The following is a 19368-nucleotide window of genomic DNA, read 5'->3' as shown; positions in this document are numbered from 1 at the left end:
GTCGAGGAGCTTGTTATGGTTGTAATTCATCATAATCCAGATTGTGGTACATCAAGAAATGTATTAAGGCTAATTAAGGCGTCAGGTTATGAACCTGTGGTAATTGAATATTTAAAATCAGGCTGGACTAAACCGCAACTCCTTGCTTTGTTTGCTGCGGCAGATTTAACCCCGAAAACAGCGCTTAGAGTCACTAAATCACCGGCTAAAGAATTAGGCTTATTAGATGACAACGTGTCTGATGAGCAAGTTCTAGATGCAATGCTCGTGCATCCGATTTTAGTGAATCGCCCCATCGTTTGTACTGCAAAAGGAGTGAAATTAGCACGCCCGAGCGAAGCGGTATTAAGCTTACTTGATAATTGGCCACAGGGCGCATTTTACAAAGAAGATGGTGAAATGATTATTGACCAATACGGCAAACTTATCTCTGGGTGTTAAGCAAAGCACCTTCACTTAATTATAAGTACAGGCTGATTGTTGCCAAGGCATGAAATTTACCCTAAGGCTTAGTAATTAAAATTACGAAAGTTTTTTATTTTAAATGCTGGGTAACATTTTAAGTCCGCTCTCAGCCTTGTGTTTATAAGGATCTTGAACAACACTTTAGCTATTAGTACAAACAGCGTAACAGCCATGGTGACTCAATTTAACAATGCACAAGTACGGATGCTAAGTATTTATGTGATTGCTTTTATGCTTTTACTAACCGTATTTAATCTCTTACTTGGAGAGATATTGCATCAAAAAGTACATCTCGAAGGCAGCCAATTAGCCAAGCAAGTGTATAATTTAAAGCTGGAGCAAACCGCAGATAGGGAGATAATTGCAGCTCTTGCAGATGATCATGGTTTCATGCTTGAACCAGGGAGTATGCCGTTTCATTTTTCAGCTTTTATGGCGGAAGATAGTGAGATTTTTAATTATAAAACGGTTAGTTTAAAGCTTTACCATTGGCCTTTTTGGGTTGTAGAAAGCCACTTATTTATTTTACTTAACTTAGTTATGATAGGTGCGGCGATCTGGGGCTACCGCTGGTGGCGAGTGCTTTTTAGGCGCCATGATAGTGCTGATGAGGTTTCGCCACAAATCGGCAATACGCAATTTACAAGTGCCAAAAGCACTCAACAAACCACCGTTAAGGTATCACATCATGATATGGCAGTTGGTAGCACAAAAGCACTGATACCTAAACAACAAGCGACAACAGGGGAAAACCCAGCAATCACGGGCATGTATGGGATTCAAAGTAACCATCAGCATCTTTTTGCGTTACTTTACTGCGCGCAACCATTTCCTGACAACGTTGATTTAGAACGTCATTTCAAACTTATAATGGTTAAAGGTTTTAAAGAGCTATCTCGGGTATCTGTAAAGTTATTGTCTTCTGGAGGCTTGGCAATTACCCTAGAAAATATACCTCAAGCCGAAATTGATACTTACACAAAGCGATTACATCAAACGATTTACCAAGCATCTTTGCCTTATCGTGGTGATTTATCCCGTAAAGAAATAAAAATAGGCGTATGTAATTACCGTGATGGTGCTGACCAAACCATAGTGTATCAATTAACAAAATCGGCACTTACACTCGCAAAGCAAAGTGCGTGGCAACATATTCATCGTGTGCCATTTAACTACACGCGATCAACAGTATTAGCAAATAGTTTTGAAAACCTTGCTGACTACATTGGAAAAAAGAAGTTTATGTTGTTTTTTCAACCACTGTTTGAGTTTGCCAGTGGTGATATATTACAGCATGAAGCTTTAATTCGTGTACGTCATAAATCACTTGGTATGTTGTCGGCTAAGCAGTTTATCCCACAGTTGAAAAGTGATGACGCAATTACCTTGTTAGATAAAACAGTATTAGATCAGGTTATTAAGTTATTAAAGAGTGAACCAAGCCCTTTAACCGTAAGTATTAATCTGCATGCTTTAAATTGGTTTGATGATGATTACTGGCATTGGTTTGGTAAGCGAATGGGTAATATCAAGGCTGCAAACAAGTTGCAGTTTGAAATATCTGAAGTGGACTTTTATCAACACCTGCAGCTGTTGAAGTTTGCCTTTAGCAGGATCGAATTAGTTGGTAGCTCGGTGTTAATTGATAATGTTTCATCGAGCAGTAAAGTCACTTTATTAGATAAGTATAAAGTGATTAAAGGCTTAAAGTTGAGCTACGACTTAATTCATAATATTGATAAAAATATAACGCAGCAAAAGCAGGTGCGCCAAATAGTTACCAAAGCGGAACGAGTCAACTTACCTGTATACGGGGTTGGTGTTGAGACTCAACAAGAACTCAATATGCTGAAAAAACTCGGCGTTGTTGGCGCGCAAGGATTTTATTTTACAGAGCCTTTGCAAGAGTTTACCAATGTAACGGTAAATTGATTTTTTATATAAGCTGGCGATAGCGCAGTCCATCTAATCCCTGTAATCCTCCAGTGTGAATGGCAATGATCCGGCTACCTTCAGGAAAATAATCTTGTTCTATTAATTGCCATAAAGCGTACATCATTTTACCTGAGTAAATTGGCTCTAAAGGTAATTGATGTTGGCTTTGCATCATTAAACAAAATTGCCAAAGTTCAGAGCTAAATTTACCATAGCCACCATCATGAAACTGGGTGAGTAATTGCCAGTTCTGCTGTTGTGCTGCAATTGGACTTAGCGATTTTATTTCATTAATTAAATACTCAGCTTGCTTTAATACCGCAACTCCTAAAATCTGCGTGCTGTTATCGCAGCCTTCAGTTAACCCTGCCAGCGTGCCGCCACTACCCGTTGGGCATATTACGAAGTCAGCTTGTGGTAATGACTTAGCAAGTTCACAGCATCCTTGCAGTGCCGCTTTGTTCGTCCCGCCTTCTGGCAATATGTAAGCATTGGGGAAGCGTGCTTGTAATTGCGCTAAATAATCAGGGTTTTGGCGCTCACGATACTCTAGTCGAGTAACTGGATGTAATTGCATCCCGCATTGTTTGGCAAATTGTAAGGTCGGGTTTTGCCAGTCAAGTTCAGGTCCACGAATGATGCCATGGGTTTTAATATTAAAGTGTTTTCCGGCTGCTGCACAGGCATGGATATGATTTGAAAAAGCACCACCAAAAGTAACGAGCTCGGTTTTTCCTTGCGCTTGCATAGCCATGAGGTTGTATTTAAGTTTACGCCATTTATTACCACTTATAAGTGGGTGTAGTTGATCGTCTCGTTTTACTGATAATGATATTTTTTTTTTCACTCAGCAATGGGCAAGTGATTTTTTGTAATGCAGACTCAGCTAGTAAATTCACAGTGGTAACTTAAAGTAAATGGGAAGATAAGATTAACAAATTAGGCAAGAACAGGAAAATGATTCAGAAAATAAGCTGTTTTCAGGCAATGAATCGGTTATTTACTGGCAAGACTAGTGTGAATAGTTGTAAACTCAGATAATTTTTGAACAAAGCTTGTGTTTTGCCTTGCAAGTACATAGCATAAGAGTTTAATTATAAAAAATAAATAATGACCAAATAATTGCCGCTTTTTGGGAATGGAATATATGCGAATTGCTCCTTTATCTCTATTAATTTCAGCTAGCTTGATTGCATCAAGTGCATTTGCACAAGATACAGCCACGGTTACTGGAATTGAATCTGAGATTAGTATTAAACAAGCTGAATACGATAACGCTACACAGATACTTGAAAAACACTTAAAAGAAGAAAGTCAGTTACAAAGCCAACTAGATTTACTACGAACTCGTTCAACTGAGTTAGATAAAGAAAAAAATCAAGCGCTTGATGCCATGAATGAAATGTATCGTCGTTTAATTGACGATCCCACTATTGATATCAGTGCTGCACAAGCGCGTTATCAGCAGGCTGTGGTTGATCATAAGCAAAATAAAGATGATATCGCGATGCAGTTGGCGGCAATTGCATCCCACCGCAAAGACATTGAACAAATTCGCGTAGCAAAACATACCCAGTTAAATACACTCGAAAGCTTAAAAGAGCAATTAACAACGGCTCGAGTTGAGCGCTTACGCAACGAATTTACTCGTGAAGGTACATTGGAAGTTAACCATACTATCAACTGTAAACGTACCGAAACGTTAGCAGCGTGTGAGCAACGCGGCCAGCAAATGGGCCTACAAAAAGCAACCAAACGCTTTGTTGACCAAATATTTGCTAACTTAACAGAAGAGCGCTTAGTAGAGCCTAAACGCAATATGGCGGGTGCTCAGGTACAAGTGTTAAGTAGTCATGTAGTTAATAGTGCCTTTAGTGGCCAAGGTAATTACAACGTAAACTTAAGTGTTACTATGCGTGGTGATGTAAATAGCAGCCGTTTATGCAGTTTATTAAGTGTTGATAATCGTTACTGTTCAGAGTACGGCACACCACTTAGCACTGGTTATCAAACAAGTTACGATACGACTTTTACAGATAGTCAGTTAACATTCAGTGATAGCAAGGATAATGCGAATGTTTCGGTGTCGCGTATGAGTGAGCAACCGATACGCGATTATTCAGTTAAGCCTATGCCAATGCCAACGGTTAAGCCGCAGGCAGATGCCAATAAAATGATTGAATTTACACTGCGTTCAAATGTTTATGACGATGAAGTGTTTATTGATGGCGTGAGCTTTGGTTCAACACGGTTGGTAACGACTTTACCAAGTGGTATTCATGATGTTGAAGTGCGTAAACAAGGGTATCAGCCTTATCGCGTTCGAGTTGATTTACGAAAGCCGCAGACAATTCACGCTAAGCTGGTAAAAAAGCCTGAGTCGATTGCTGCACCGACATACACTAGCGAGCAACGTAATACGACACCGGTGGCCAGTACTGCATTAGGTGATAATGCCGCTGCTGCGATGGTTGTAATTCCAGCTGGTAAGTTTGAGATGGGTGATATCAACGGTAATGGGCTTGCTAATGAGCGCCCAGTTGTTGAGAAAGTAATAGCAAACTCATTCGCTATGCAAAATAAAGAAGTGACTGTGGGTGCTTATCAGCAGTTTGTTTCTAATACGAATTATAAAACCGAAGCTGAGCGTAATCGTGGTTGTGCTTATTACCTAAATGGCGAACCCGTTTGGGAAGTTAATTTAAATTGGCGTAATCCAGGTTTTGAGCAAAGCAGTGACTTTCCTGCAGTGTGCTTAACTTACAATGATGCCAAAGCGTACGCTGAGTGGTTGTCTGGTCAAACAGGTCAACAATATCGTTTACCAAATGAAGTTGAGTGGGAGTATGCAGCACGCGCTGGTACGAAAACTGAATACCCATGGGGTAACGAAATAGGTAAGAATTTAGCCAATTGTGGTTGGTGTGGTAGTGAATGGTCAAATAAAAGTGCAGCGCCAACAGGCTCGTTTGCACCTAATGCATTTGGCCTCTATGACACGGTAGGAAATGTATGGGAATGGACTCATAAGTCAGCTGAACAATCGGATGTAACTGTTCGTGGTGGGGCGTGGAATTTTGCGCCAAGTTTAGCTCGTGCCTCAACGCGTTTGATTTTGGCGCCGGACTTTCGTGCAAACTATATCGGTTTTCGTCTAGTACGCGAACGATAAAAAATAATTTAAAAAGGAAGCAATGCTTCCTTTTTTAACTAATTAACAAAGGTAGCTACGCTTTTTATTGCTGAACTGGTTCAGCATGTTAAAGTGCATTAGCTAACATAAGAACGTTTTTCAAAGGTCATCCAGCCTCATGTTTAAAAAACTCCGTGGTATTTTTTCAAACGATCTATCGATCGACTTGGGTACAGCCAACACCCTCATTTATGTCAAAGACGAAGGCATTGTCCTTAATGAACCATCTGTCGTTGCGATCCGTCAAGAACGCGCTGGTGGTCCTAAAAGTGTAGCCTCTGTAGGCACTGAGGCGAAGCAAATGCTTGGCCGAACACCTGGTAATATTAAAGCTATTCGCCCGATGAAAGATGGTGTAATTGCTGACTTTTATGTAACTGAAAAAATGTTACAACACTTTATCAAGCAAGTGCATAACAATAACTTTATGCGTCCAAGCCCACGGGTTCTTATTTGTGTACCGTGTGGTGCAACGCAAGTAGAAAAACGTGCTATTCGTGAATCAGCAATGGGCGCGGGTGCTCGCGAAGTTTACTTAATTGAAGAGCCAATGGCTGCAGCTATTGGTGCTGGCTTACCTGTATCAGAAGCAACCGGCTCAATGGTTGTTGATATCGGTGGTGGTACAACTGAAGTTGCTATTATTTCACTTAACGGCGTAGTGTATTCATCATCGGTGCGTATCGGTGGTGATAAGTTCGACGAAGCAATCATTAACTATGTGCGTCGTAATTTCGGTAGCTTAATTGGTGAAGCAACAGCTGAGAATATCAAGCACCAAATTGGTTCTGCATTTAAAACAGATGAGCCGATTGAAATTGAAGTACGTGGTCGTAACCTTGCTGAAGGTGTGCCGCGTTCATTCACGCTAAACTCGCATGAAATCCTAGAAGCCTTACAAGAGCCATTAATGGGCATTGTCAGCGCTGTGATGGTTGCACTTGAGCAATCGCCGCCAGAGCTGGCATCAGATATTTCTGCTAAAGGTATGGTATTAACCGGCGGTGGTGCATTACTTAAAGATTTAGACCGTTTATTAATGGAAGAAACTGGTATACCTGTTGTGGTTGCTGACGATCCATTAACCTGTGTTGCACGTGGTGGCGGTAAAGCACTTGAGATGATAGATATGCACGGTGGTGACGTATTTAGTTACGACTAATGAAATTAATGTTTGGGCGTGCCATTTCTTTACAACTGCGGCTTTTCGTCGCAGTGGTATTGAGTGTTATGTTGATCGTCGGCGATCGCTATACCCAAGGTGGCACTACAGTACGCACGAGTTTAAATACCTTAGTGAGCCCGTTACTGTATTTAGCTAACTTGCCTTATGAAGTATTTAGCCTTGGCGCTAAAAGCTTGCACACGCGCGATCAACTACTGACAGAAAACGAAGCACTAAAGAAAAAACAATTACTGCAAAGTGAGCAGCTTCAGCAATATCAATTTTTAAGCAAAGAAAACCAAAAGCTTCGCGCTTTATTAGGGTCTTCTGCTAAACACTCAAATCGTAAGATAATCGCGCAAGTGCTTTCAGTGCACTCTAATCCTTATAGCCATCAAGTGGTGATCAACCGTGGCACTATTGATGGAATAAGTGAAGGGCAAGCGGTTATTGATGAAATGGGTGTTGTCGGGCAGCTTACTAAAGTTGGTTCAACAACCTCTCGTGTATTACTGATGACCGATACAACCCATGCCACACCTGTGCGTATTTTGCGTAATGATGTGCGTACTGTGGTTGAAGGCATTGGTAAAATTAATGCAGTGAAGCTCTCTCATGTTCCACACAGCTTAGATGTACGCATTGGCGATGTATTGGTGACATCGGGGCTAGGTGGTACGTTTCCTGAAGGTTACCCTGTGGCTGTGGTAACTGAAATTAATCGTGATGAAGGCCAGCCATTTGCACAAGTTTACGCAGAGCCAATTGCGCAGTTAGATCGGATCCGTTTACTTGTGATCTTATGGCGTAATCAGCAGGAAACTATTAGTAATGAATAGCCGCTACTTTTTGTTAATTGCCGTGAGCATCTTTTTCGCTTTGATCATGGCATTGGTGCCATTACCCTTTTCGTTTGAGCCCTTTCGTCCTGATTGGGTGTTATTAGTATTAATGTATTGGTCGTTAGCGGTACCACATCGACTAAATATTGGTACTGCTTGGGTGGTGGGGCTATTAATTGACTTGGCTACAGGTTCACCACTTGGGGTTAACTCACTGACGTATTCAATTTGTATTTTTGTCACTGCCAGTAACTTTCAAAAAATTCGTAACTTTTCAATTTGGCAGCAAGCAATACTCGTTGGCTTGTTTTTAACCTTGTATCATTTAATGCAGTTTTGGTTGAATCATTTTTTAATGGATGTTTATTTTAACCCGCAGTATTTATGGCCTGTCGTAACTGGCATGTTAAGTTGGCCTTGGATTTTCTTATTGTTACGTAAGTATCGTCGTCATTTCAGGATCAGATAATGCAAACCGCCATTTATTTAGCGTCAGCTTCCCCAAGGCGCAAAGAGTTGCTAACTCAGCTTGGCGTCCCATTCTCACAATTTAGTGTTGATGCTGATGAAAGCCCACTAGCAAATGAAACCCCGCTCGAACTTGTTGAGCGTTTAGCGCGTTTAAAAGCGCAAGCCGGGGTTGCAATGGGATACACAGATCGCCCAGTACTCGGTAGTGATACCGTTGTTGTTATTGATAACCAATCTCTTGGCAAACCGCGTGATAAAGCTGACTTTATGGCAACTCTAAAGCGTTTGTCAGGGCGCAGCCATGAAGTATTAACGGCCATTGCGTTTGCAACTGAACAACGAGTAATGAGCTGTGTTGTAACAACTCAAGTGAGCTTTAAAACACTCTCAGAACAAGAATTAGAAGCCTACTGGCAAAGTGGTGAGCCACAAGATAAAGCCGGAGGTTATGGCATTCAAGGATTAGGTGGGCGCTTTGTTACTCATATTTCGGGTAGCTATTTTGCGGTTGTCGGCTTACCTTTATATGAGTGCGAAAAATTATTAAGCGAATTCTTAAGTAGGTAACATGAGTATAGAATTACTGATCAACGTCACACCAAGTGAAAGCCGTGTTGCCCTGATTGAAAACGGTGTATTACAAGAAATTCAACTAGAACGTATTGGCAATTTAGGTATCGTCGGTAATATTTACCTTGGCAAAATAAGCCGCGTGCTGCCGGGGATGCAAGCTGCATTTGTTGATATAGGTTTAGATAAAGCGGCTTTTTTACATGCCTCTGATATCGTTAACAGCGCCTCGATTGTTGAAGGTGTTGACGAGCAACCCATCAAAAAAGTACAAGATATTCGCGAATTAGTTCGCCAAGGTCAGTACATTATGGTGCAAGTGGTTAAAGATCCACTTGGCACTAAAGGTGCGCGTTTAACCACAGATATCACAATCCCATCTCGTTACTTAGTCTTTATGCCTGATGCCACCCATGTTGGAGTCAGTCAGCGTATTGAAAGTGAAGAAGAGCGTGCGCGCTTAAAAAGCATTGTTGGTGAATATGGCGACGAAGACGGCAGCTTTATCGTTCGTACTGCTGCTGAAGGAGCCAGCGAAGCTGAGCTGCGCCACGATGCTGAGTTTTTAAAAAAACTTTGGAAAAAAATAGTCACGAAGCGCAAAAAAACCAGTAAAGAAAGTATTCTTCATGAAGATTTAACCTTAGCATTTCGCACTTTACGTGATTACGTAGGTGAAGACATGGAACGCATTCGGGTTGACTCAAAACTTACCTATGAAGAGTTGAAAAGCTTTACAGCAGAGTTTGTGCCTATTCTTTCTGAGGCATTAGAGTACTACCCAGGCGAGCGACCTATTTTTGATTTGTTTGATGTTGAAAACGAAATTCAAAAAGCGCTACATCGCAAAGTAACCTTAAAATCTGGCGGCTATTTAATTATCGATCAAACTGAGGCGATGACCACAGTTGATGTAAATACGGGGGCATTTGTAGGTCACCGCAATCTTGAAGAAACCATTTTTAACACTAACGTAGAAGCCACCTCAGCCATTGCTCGCCAACTTAGGCTACGCAATTTAGGTGGGATTATCATTATCGACTTTATTGATATGGTAAGCGAAGAACATAAACGTCGCGTATTGCATTCATTGGAATCTGCGTTAGCCAAAGACCGCGTTAAATCGAATATCAATGGCTTATCAGCACTGGGGTTAGTGGAAATGACCCGAAAGCGTACTCGTGAAAGTCTGGAGCATATTTTGTGTGACGTGTGTCCGGCTTGTTCTGGGCGTGGTTCGCAAAAAACAGTGGAAACGGTTTGTTATGAAATACTGCGTGAGATTGTACGCGTAAACCGCGCCTATGCTGCTGATAAATTTATGGTTTATGCAGCGCCTGCGGTTAGTGAAGCGCTATTGAATGATGAGTATCATAACCTTGCTGAGCTTGAATTATTTATTGGCAAGCAAGTCAGTATCCAAACCGAAAGTCTGTATAGTCAAGAACAGTTTGATGTGGTTATGATGTAATGAAAGCAAAGACGGTCTGTTTTTTTTGTATCCGCAAGTTATGGCAAATATGTGCCATAACACTGGTATTGCTGGCCGTTGTTGTTTCAGTTCTTAAATATACTCTACCGTATGCTAATGACTACAAAGGGGACATTGAAGACTACCTATTTGATAAGTTTGCCGTTAACTTATCGATTGGGGCTATTTCTGCCAGTTGGCATGGCAAAGGGCCTGCCATAGTATTGGAAGAGATAAGCTTTGAAGATAATAAAACCTCGCCTATTGCACTCACTATTGCCAAAGCCAGCCTTGAGCTAAACATATGGGAAACCATTAAAACTCGGCAATTAAAATCGAGTTACTTTGTGATCAACGGCTTTCATGCAAATGTTGATCTGCCAACTATGTTGGATTCAAAAAGTGGTGATGTATCGTTTGAACAAAAAGAGCTGATTGAAGGGTTATTTTTGGTGTGAAACAGGGCATTTTGCCGTTGAAAATAGTAGCCTTAATTTTATGTTAGGCGACGGTAAAGAACGCCGTTTAATTCTAGAAAACATCGTTTGGCAAAACCAGCCTGAGCAACACTTAGGCAGCGGCACGCTCGCTGTACCGGGGATTTCAGTCGGCACCTTCGATGCGCGCTTGGCGCTGACAGGTTCAACTCTTGAGACCATGCTAGGCGATATTTATGTGCAAGCCAGTAATGTTGATGTCTCTAAATGGTTAGCGCAATACATAAATACCGAGAAAGAGCAGTTTAATTCAGATATCAACTTAGAGTCATGGTTAAGTATTGAGAATGGCTTGATCAAAGATGTTACGGTTAAATGGTTACCGAGTTTTATTCATTGGCAGCAAGATACAAAGAGCCACCAATTTAGTTTAAGTGAAGGGGGATTTGAGCTCTACCCATGGCAACAAGGTTGGCGGTTAAAGAGCTCTGGGCTTGCTATTTCCAATGATCAACAACAGTGGCCAGATTTTCAATTTGAAGCGCAGTTAGATAACAACCAGCAGCAATTTTGGTTGCAGCAGTTGGACTTTGAGCTAGTCACAAAACTGGCGCAACTTAGTGATTTTTCAGCTTTAGAGCCGCTATTAACTCGTCAGCCTAGCGGCCAAGTTGAGCATGCATATTTGCAATTTAGCTCTGCGCAGCAGTGGCAGTTATGGTTTGAAGCACAGCAGATAGGTTGGCTTGCTAAGCAAGGCGTACCCGCAGTCCAAGGGGTATTGGTTGATGGCTTGATAAATCAAGATCGGGGTCGGATAAACCTGTTTGGTGAAAATAACGAACTACTGACCGGTGACACCTTTAGTCACCCTATTAAGTATAATCAGCTTAATATGCAAATTGATTTAGCCAATAGCGAACAAGGTTGGCAGATCAGCAGTGATAATATTTGGCTTGATAACGACGAAGTTACCCTTGCTGGCGAAATGAAGCTCAGCTTAGGCGAACAACCGCGACTTGATTTATACGCTGAAGCCTTTGCACCTGACGCTAGTATCGCCAGTCATTATTTCCCGCGGCCAGTAATGACAGCAAGCCTAGTTGATTACTTAACCGGGGCAATTAAAGGTGGCGAGCTTACTCTGGCGCAAGTGTTGTTTTCAGGACCATTAACCGGCTTTCCGTTTGCCGATAATTCAGGGCAGTTTGAGGTGTTAGCCCAAGTTGATAACGCACATTACCAGTTTACTCCTGATTGGCCTGCAGTAACTAAGGGTCGTGCAAAATTGCACTTTGAAAATCAGCGTATGGACATTTATTCTCAACAGGGGCAATTGGTCAATTTAGCTGTTGCTGATGCTGTGCATGTGAGTATTGCGGATTTGATGAATGCGGATGTGCTAAGCGTAAAAATTAACAAGCAGGCAGATGTGCAAAAGCTATTACCGTTTTTTAAAGCAACGCCAATTGCCGATCCATTAGCGAACGTATTTGAGGTGATCCAAGGTAAGGGCAATGCCAGCGCTAATATTGAGCTACTTGTTGATTTGAATGAGCTTGATGTAAAAGCCAAAGGCACCGTTAATTTAAACAATCTGCCCGTGTATTTAGCACAGCCAGGACTTCAGCTGGAAGGTGTAACCGGTAAACTCTATTTTAATGATGATCAGATCACCTTAAAAAATGCGCAAGCCAATTGGTTAGGCATGCCACTAAAAGTAAACTTTCAGGGCAAAAGTATTGCGCAAAACTACCGTGCCGATATAGATATAAAAGCGCTGCTGGATGCCGATACCTTAATTTCACATGGCCAAGGTTTATTAAAAGATTACCTGCATGGCGAAAGTGAAGTGGCGATTAATCTTGCGCTTAACTTTTTGACAGATGGTTTTAATTATCGCGCAAATGTGAGTTCGCAGCTACAAGGGTTGAGCAGTGAACTGCCTGCGCCTTATAGTAAAAAGGTTACTGAACCTTGGCCGCTAACTGCGGTTATTCAAGGCGATGAAATCTCTAATTTGATCACTGCAAATATTAATGAAAATTTATATTTCAACGGTATTTTAGTCAATAGCAGCGGCATATTTAGTAATGCGCACCTTATTTTAGGCGAACAAGATTTAGGGTTAAACCAACAAGACCTTAGTGTAGCCATTGATTTAGAGCAAACGGATTTATTACCTTGGCTAGACTTGATCCAGCAGATCATTACAGTTAGCCAAGTAGAATCGGATACACAAGGTGTATTGCCACCACTGAAAGAGGTTGTGGGCACGATACAGCAATTAACTGTAGCCGATATTGCCTTTCATGACTTTGAAATGCGTTTAGCACCTATTGCTAGTGATTTAAGCTTGCGCCTTAACGCTAAAGAGCTTCGCTCGCAAGTGCTGATACCACTAGATAAATCAAGTCGACCAATTCATATTGCTAGTGATTATTTACGGGTTAATTTTATGCCCACCACGGATGAATTACCCCTATCAGACACAGAGCAAGATTACAGCTGGCTAAGTGACTTACCCGCCATTGAGTTTGAATGTGCTGACTGTAAAGTTGCCACTTACCAACTCGATAAAGTGAGTGCATCACTTTATGGTGACGGCCATAAACTCACCGTGTCCGAATTAGTGGTTGATAAAGGTGAGCATATATTGCGAGCAAGAGGGCAATGGCAAAAAGGCACGAGCCAGTTTAATGGCAATATGCAAAGCGACGATATTGGCGAGCTATTTGATGAATTTGATATCACCACCACTGTAAAAGATTCGACTGCTGACATTAAATTTAACCTTGCGTGGCAAGACGCGCCTTATTTATTTGATATAGCTAGCTTGTCAGGGGAGTTAGATTGGCGTTTAGGTGAAGGGCATTTAGCTGAGATCAGCGACGGTGGGGCACGGGTGTTTTCGTTACTTAGCCTTGACTCTCTAGTGCGAAAACTAAAACTCGATTTTAGGGATGTGTTTTCAAAAGGTTTTTTCTATAACAGCCTACAAGGAACAATGCAGTTAGATAAAGGGATAGCGTACACGCAAGACACCAAAATGGATGGCGTACCGGCGGATTTAACGATTAAAGGCCACACTAACCTCAATACTATGGAAATTGATTACGACTTAGCTGTGGCGCCGCAAGTGACCTCAAGTATTCCTGTGATTGTTGCTTGGATGGTTAATCCTGTGACGGGGTTAGCTGCGCTGGCGATTGATAAGGTGATTCATTCCGCGCGGGTTATTTCAGAAATAAACTTTAAAGTGACGGGCAGTATGAACGATCCTGTTGTACAAGAAGTTGATCGTAAAAGTCGCGAAGTGACTATTCCACAAGCTGCACAAAATCAACCTCAAGCATCTACATCAGATGAGTTAACACTCAAAGATGCCGCTGTTACAGCCACGCAGTAAGGAGTAAGCCATGATAGTTGCATTACAAATGTGCTCAGGGTTGTCTGCTGATGCCAATATCGAGCAGTTTACGCAGCAGCTACAACAACTGCCAGCAACCAGACCATTACTTGTTTGTTTACCTGAAAGCTTTTTAGTATTTAGTAAAAGTGGTCAACAAACGCTTGCCATTGCTAAGCAAATTGATATGTATCTTCAGCAATTAAGTAACTTATGTCGTCAGTACGATATTTGGCTTGCTGCAGGCACTATACCTATAGCCACTGAGCACGACAAATATTTTGCTGCCTCTTTGCTTTTTAATAATCAAGGTGACGTAGTCGCCCAATACAACAAGATGCATTTATTTGATGTAGATGTGGCGGACGGTACGGGGGCGTATCGTGAGTCTAACTATACGCAAGCGGGCAATGATATCGTTGTAGTGGATTCGCCGTTTGGTAAAATAGGCTTAACAGTATGTTATGATCTGCGCTTTAGTGGCCTATTTAGTGCCTTGCAACGTGCAGGGGCTGAAATCATTTTAGTGCCCAGCGCTTTTACTACGGTAACCGGCGCCGCTCATTGGCAGCCGTTACTCACAGCGCGGGCAATAGAGACCCAAAGTTATGTGATTGCCGCTGCCCAAGCGGGGCTGCATGAAAATGGTCGTGCAACGTATGGCCATAGTATTATTATTTCTCCTTGGGGCGATGTCCTCAGCGAGCTTGCAAATGGCACAGGGTTTATTGGCTGTCAGCCAGATTTAAACCGCTTGCACGCCATTCGTCGAGATATGCCAGTGCAATCTCACCAACGATTTAGAGAGCATTTATTATGAATTCGGTTGAACAGCATTTACTACACGACAGCCAGCTAAATCGAGAAGAACTCGAAAAAACGCTCGGTTTTATTCATCAACATAACGTTGATTACGCAGATCTTTATTTTCAATCAAGTCACCACGAATCATGGGTGCTTGAAGACGGTTTAGTTAAAGAAGGCTCTTACAACGTTGAGCGCGGTGTTGGAGTACGCGCCGTTAGCGGTGAAAAAACCGGTTTTTCATACTCTGACGCAATTAACCTCGAAGCCCTAAATAAGGCGGCAACCGCAGCACGTAGCATTGCCGAAGCAGGCGAAAGCAAAGCGATTCAAGTATTTAGTGATGTAGCAGCAAAACAACAATTTGCCCCGTTACAACCTATTCAAAGTATGAGCGATACCGACAAAGTAAGTTTATTGCGCGAGCTTGAGAACTATATTCGCGAACTAGCCCCTGATGCAGAGCAAGTGATCAGTTCAATGTCAGCGGTCTATGAAGAAGTATTAATAGCGGCCAGTGATGGTACATTTGCCACCGATATCCGTCCGTTAATTCGCTTAAACTGCTCGGTATTACTAGAGAAAAATGGCCGTCGCGAACGCGGTGGTGCAGGTGGTGGCGCGCGTTTAGATTATGGTTATTTTAAAGAGTTAGTTGATGGCAAACCACGTTGGATGGAATACGCTGAAGAGGCGGTACGCCAAGCTAAAGTAAACCTTGAGGCGGTTGATGCACCGGCTGGGACGATGGAAGTCGTACTTGGTGCAGGCTGGCCGGGGGTATTACTGCATGAGGCCGTAGGCCACGGTCTTGAAGGTGACTTTAACCGCAAAGGTGCCTCTGCGTTTAGTGGTAAGGTGGGCGAAAAAGTGGCATCTGAGCTATGTACAGTGGTTGATGATGGCACTATTGCCGATCGTCGTGGTTCATTAAATGTTGATGATGAAGGCACGCCAGCAGCCTATAACGTTCTAATCGAAAACGGTATTTTAAAAGGCTACATGCAAGATAAAATGAATGCCCGTTTGATGGGCGTTAACCCAACAGGTAACGCACGCCGTGAATCATACGCCCATTTACCGATGCCGCGAATGACCAACACTTATATGTTAGGCGGTGAGCACAGCCAAGCCGATATTATCAGCACCGTTAAAAAAGGTATTTTTGCGCCTAACTTTGGTGGCGGCCAAGTGGATATCACTTCAGGTAAATTTGTATTCAGTGCCTCTGAAGCTTATTTAATCGAAAATGGCAAAATTACGCAGCCAATCAAAGGTGCCACCTTAATTGGTAACGGTCCTGAGGTTATGCAGCAAATCTCTATGGTAGGTAATGATTTAACGCTTGATAAAGGCGTAGGCGTATGTGGTAAAGATGGCCAAAGCGTCCCTGTAGGCGTTGGTCAGCCAAGCCTGAAAATAGATAACCTAACAGTGGGTGGCACAGCTTAATTTTTATAACGGCCAAACGCGATAAATAAAACCTTGAAAGTGCACACTCTCAAGGTTTTTTATTGAACTCTATTTACCTCAAAGTTAAATTTGCTGCTGAGAAGTCTATAAATGCGACTATTTATTGTACTTCCAGACGTTGGCTTTTAAGTTGTAAAGGTGAAGAGCGATGGTGAAACCATAAAATATCTAGTTACATTTTTATTGTTCACTTTACCTAAATGCTAATACAAAATGGGTACTCTATTAACCCCCTGATATATTAGGAAATAAAATGCCTTATCGGTTTTTACTTTTGTTGTTGTTTATTTTGCTATCAGGGTGTACTTCTTTATCTCAACAAGAGTGTGCACAAGCTAATTGGCGAGAGCTTGGTTATAGCCATGGACAACAAGGCTACACATATGAGCGGGGAAAGGAAATTATATCCGCTTGCCGTGAATTTGGTATAACTGCACAGTTAAATGAGTATCAAGCTAGTTATCAGCAAGGCCTTGCGGTGTATTGTGAGCCTGAGAACGGCTTCACATTGGGCATACGCGGCGAATCATATAATGGTGTTTGTAACAGCTCGCAGTTTAGAAAAGCATGGCAAGAGGGGAATGATCGTTATCAACTTGAGGAAAGAAAAACTGAAATAGAGCAGCGGCTTGATGAAATAAATTGGCGTCTTAATACCATTAGGGATGAGTTAAGTGCCGAAACAGTTGGCAGTAATAAACGTAAAGAGCTGCACAGGGAGCGAGGAATGTTAGATGATGAGCGTGATGATTTAATAAGAGAAAGATCGCTGTTGCCATTACTTAACAAGCTTCCCTCAGTGCATTTTGAATATGAACTATAATTTACTAAAGTAGCTTTACAGGGGATGTTATGAAATTTTTATCCGTTTTAACGGTGTTTTTACTCTTAGCTGGGTGTGCATCACAAGAAATAAAAGATGGCCATAGCAATGAGGTGTATGCAGAGCATGAGTGCCTAGGTGGTGAAGTCGAAACAGATTATAACTACACCATTTTTAGCACCGACAAAGATGAGGCAAATAAAAGTACAGTGCAAACCCATTGTCAGCCAGTGAAAACTGAAACTGAGTTTGAACGAGATCTTAGAACAGGTGGCTAACATTAACAGCTTGGCTCACTTACTTTTAATCAAGTGAGTCAAGCTGTACCGTATAGTGGTAAGCTTAAACTATTAGCTTAAGTCGTTTTGTTATGTGAGGTGTTACTGCTTTCTTGTTTTGCAGCTTCGCTGTACCAAAGCTGCATAAAATACTCGGTTAGCTTATGTTCTATTTCAAGCGCTTTTTCAGTTGGGCAGAATAACGTAAAGCTGGCTTTAAACTCACCTAAATCAGTGGTACTAAAGTGTATCTCTGGCTCTGGACCGGAAATTTTAGCATCTAACTTTCTTTCAATAATCGAGTTATAGCGTCCTGCTACATCTTGGAACTCTTCACAGCATTGCTTTGCCTTATCACTTAAAGTGGTATAGATAGGGTAAGGATTAAAGCTTTCCTTACGCACAATACTAAAGTGGTGTGTGGTAAAACGTTTTACAAAGTTTAGGTTTTTAATTGGGCTAGTGATCAGCTTATTATTAGGGATATAAATAGTCTTACGGGAAAACTGATAGGTATGCATATCAATTTCATGCATAGTGGTTTTGATCCAATCGGTTTCTGCTATTTCACCATAATATTCACCAACCTGCACCCAATCGCCAACCCGAAATGGGCGCGTGGTAACTAAATAGATAAAGCCAATTACACACTGAATAAACTCTCGGGTTGCAAATACAATAGCCACCGCAAATGCCGCGATCGACAGCGCAAAGTTCTGAATTTCAGTAGACCAAACGAATAACAGTAAAAGCACAGTTACTAAGTTAATAAAGTGCTTAATATTGTGCGAAATATAGCGAATATCTTTTTCTTTTTTCTGTGCTTTATGTCGTGCAAACCTATCAACCAGTGCTTTAAGGCTAAAGGCAATGGTGATCACGACTAATGAAATAAGTACCGGGTGGAGCAGTAGATCTTTGTTCATAAATTCCTAATTGATGAAGCGTTAATAAAAAATAACACCACGCCATACTAGCGAAATTTTGCTGCTTTAACCATGATAGAGCTGCAATAAAGTGGCAAAACTATTTTATGTTTTATCAACTAGCTAGCATCCAAATACCTGCGGTTATCATAAATAGGTTTTCGGTTAATGAGATAAAACCTAGTGGTACATTACTGTCGCCCCCCACACAGGCACATTTAAGATCTCGCTTATCAATATACACCGCTTTAAATACTGACACTGCGCCAATACCGCCAATAAATAACGAGAACGGCGCCACAGCTAAGGCTGGTAATTTGGCTACCATACCAATGGCAACATAGGCTTCTATAAAAGGATAAACATACGCATAAGGCACCACGCGCATGGCAAGTAAGTCATAGGTAATAAATGAGTTTGAAAAACTATATAAGTCTTGCAGCTTTTGAATGGCTAAAACAGCCATCGATAGTGCAACAAACAACATTAGATTTTGCATTGATAATAAAGCGTCGCCGCTGGCAAAACTAAACCCGCAGCTGAGTAATAGAGTGACTGCAAAAATGGCTAACACCGGCGTGTAACTTGTGCCCTGTTGACCCGCATCAGAAAGGTTGAAAAAATCACGCAAGTCATCGTACCCGCCAATACGTTTATCATCAATAAAGGTTTGTGGCGTAGTTTTTACATCATGCTGCTGTTTGAAGTCATTAGTTTGCTCGCGGCTGGTAAGGTGGCGATCATCAACATCGTAACCATTACGCGCTAGTAAATCTTTTGATTTTAAGCCGAACGGGCAAATATGCTCATCGGTTACCATGCGATATAAAATTGCAGACTTAGACACAGTGCCTCCTTGTAAAAATGCCTTGTTTACTGCGTAATAATTGCTTAATTACACAGCAAGCAAGGGCAAATTGTTGCGATAACTGAATACTTACAAGGTCTGTGCCAGCACTGTTTATAACTTAGTTATTGTTAAAACTGCATTCATCACCGGGTCGCACCTGCAAAGTAGCTAACGTTTTTATTCTTTTGACCGAGTTTAGCAACTCACCATCATTTCGTAATCATGGATGTAAAAAACCTCGTGGCAATACTATTCT

General features: G+C 41.7%; 15 protein-coding genes and 1 pseudogene. 13 read left to right on the top strand and 3 right to left on the bottom strand.

Annotated features, from left to right (window positions below; translation table 11 throughout):
- The first annotated feature begins 15 nt into the window (after positions 1 to 15).
- Both arsC and KAN5_RS12015 read left to right on the top strand, forming a co-directional pair.
- Positions 16 to 441: an arsenate reductase (glutaredoxin) gene (arsC, locus tag KAN5_RS12020; protein ID WP_244389786.1), complete on the top strand. Its 426-nt coding sequence runs from the start codon at positions 16 to 18 to the stop codon at positions 439 to 441.
- A 153-nt stretch (positions 442 to 594) separates the two neighbouring features.
- The gene (locus tag KAN5_RS12015) at positions 595 to 2397 is read left to right on the top strand and encodes an EAL domain-containing protein (RefSeq protein WP_016709509.1); all 1803 of its coding nucleotides are present in this window, start codon (positions 595 to 597) and stop codon (positions 2395 to 2397) included.
- A gap of 4 nt (positions 2398 to 2401) precedes the next feature.
- Here the strand turns inward: KAN5_RS12015 and KAN5_RS12010 are convergent, their stop codons facing one another.
- The gene (locus KAN5_RS12010) at positions 2402 to 3247 is read right to left on the bottom strand and encodes a pyridoxal-phosphate dependent enzyme (protein ID WP_244389785.1); all 846 of its coding nucleotides are present in this window, start codon (positions 3245 to 3247) and stop codon (positions 2402 to 2404) included.
- 300 nt (positions 3248 to 3547) lie between these two features.
- Here KAN5_RS12010 and KAN5_RS12005 point away from each other — a divergent pair, with 300 nt between their 5' ends.
- From KAN5_RS12005 to KAN5_RS11955, 11 genes and pseudogenes are all read left to right on the top strand, one after another.
- On the top strand, positions 3548 to 5572 hold the full coding sequence (locus KAN5_RS12005) for a formylglycine-generating enzyme family protein (RefSeq protein WP_244389784.1): 2025 nt from the start codon (positions 3548 to 3550) through the stop codon (positions 5570 to 5572).
- A gap of 139 nt (positions 5573 to 5711) precedes the next feature.
- Entirely contained in the window at positions 5712 to 6755 is a 1044-nt protein-coding gene (locus KAN5_RS12000; RefSeq protein WP_016709506.1) for a rod shape-determining protein, read from the top strand.
- Positions 6755 to 7597 (top strand): rod shape-determining protein MreC, encoded by an 843-nt coding sequence (gene mreC, locus KAN5_RS11995; protein ID WP_016709505.1) that lies wholly within the window; start codon positions 6755 to 6757, stop codon positions 7595 to 7597. The genes KAN5_RS12000 and mreC overlap by 1 nt, the downstream gene beginning before the upstream one ends.
- Positions 7590 to 8069 carry a rod shape-determining protein MreD gene (gene mreD, locus KAN5_RS11990; protein ID WP_016709504.1) on the top strand — a complete coding sequence of 160 codons (480 nt, stop codon included), beginning with the start codon at positions 7590 to 7592 and terminating at the stop codon, positions 8067 to 8069. The genes mreC and mreD overlap by 8 nt, the downstream gene beginning before the upstream one ends.
- Complete coding sequence (locus tag KAN5_RS11985) at positions 8069 to 8638, top strand: Maf family protein (RefSeq protein WP_016709503.1); 570 nt, start codon at positions 8069 to 8071, stop codon at positions 8636 to 8638. Before mreD ends, KAN5_RS11985 begins: the two co-directional genes overlap by 1 nt.
- A 1-nt stretch (position 8639) precedes the next feature.
- Positions 8640 to 10112, top strand: coding sequence for a ribonuclease G (gene rng / locus KAN5_RS11980; protein ID WP_016709502.1), 1473 nt, complete (start codon positions 8640 to 8642; stop codon positions 10110 to 10112).
- A pseudogene (locus KAN5_RS11975) lies at positions 10112 to 13958 on the top strand (YhdP family protein). The gene rng and the pseudogene KAN5_RS11975 overlap by 1 nt, the downstream one beginning before the upstream one ends.
- A gap of 10 nt (positions 13959 to 13968) precedes the next feature.
- The gene (locus KAN5_RS11970) at positions 13969 to 14778 is read left to right on the top strand and encodes a carbon-nitrogen hydrolase family protein (RefSeq protein ID WP_244389783.1); all 810 of its coding nucleotides are present in this window, start codon (positions 13969 to 13971) and stop codon (positions 14776 to 14778) included.
- A complete protein-coding gene (gene tldD / locus KAN5_RS11965) occupies positions 14775 to 16214 on the top strand; it encodes a metalloprotease TldD (protein ID WP_244389782.1) in 1440 nt (479 codons plus the stop codon). Before KAN5_RS11970 ends, tldD begins: the two co-directional genes overlap by 4 nt.
- Positions 16215 to 16488: 274 nt before the next feature.
- Positions 16489 to 17058 carry a DUF2799 domain-containing protein gene (locus KAN5_RS11960; protein ID WP_244389781.1) on the top strand — a complete coding sequence of 190 codons (570 nt, stop codon included), beginning with the start codon at positions 16489 to 16491 and terminating at the stop codon, positions 17056 to 17058.
- Positions 17059 to 17087: 29 nt separating this feature from the next.
- Positions 17088 to 17336, top strand: a complete 249-nt coding sequence (locus KAN5_RS11955; protein WP_016709497.1) for a hypothetical protein — start codon at positions 17088 to 17090, stop codon at positions 17334 to 17336.
- 77 nt (positions 17337 to 17413) lie between these two features.
- Here KAN5_RS11955 and KAN5_RS11950 read toward each other — a convergent pair whose 3' ends face one another.
- Entirely contained in the window at positions 17414 to 18262 is an 849-nt protein-coding gene (locus KAN5_RS11950) for a mechanosensitive ion channel domain-containing protein (RefSeq protein WP_016709496.1), read from the bottom strand.
- A gap of 115 nt (positions 18263 to 18377) precedes the next feature.
- A complete protein-coding gene (locus KAN5_RS11945) occupies positions 18378 to 19109 on the bottom strand; it encodes a glutaredoxin family protein (RefSeq protein WP_244389780.1) in 732 nt (243 codons plus the stop codon).
- Positions 19110 to 19368: the final 259 nt, after the last annotated feature.

The organism is Pseudoalteromonas sp. KAN5 (assembly GCF_022846535.1).
Taxonomy (GTDB): domain Bacteria; phylum Pseudomonadota; class Gammaproteobacteria; order Enterobacterales; family Alteromonadaceae; genus Pseudoalteromonas; species Pseudoalteromonas haloplanktis.
This window is presented reverse-complemented; position numbering and strand designations above follow the sequence as displayed.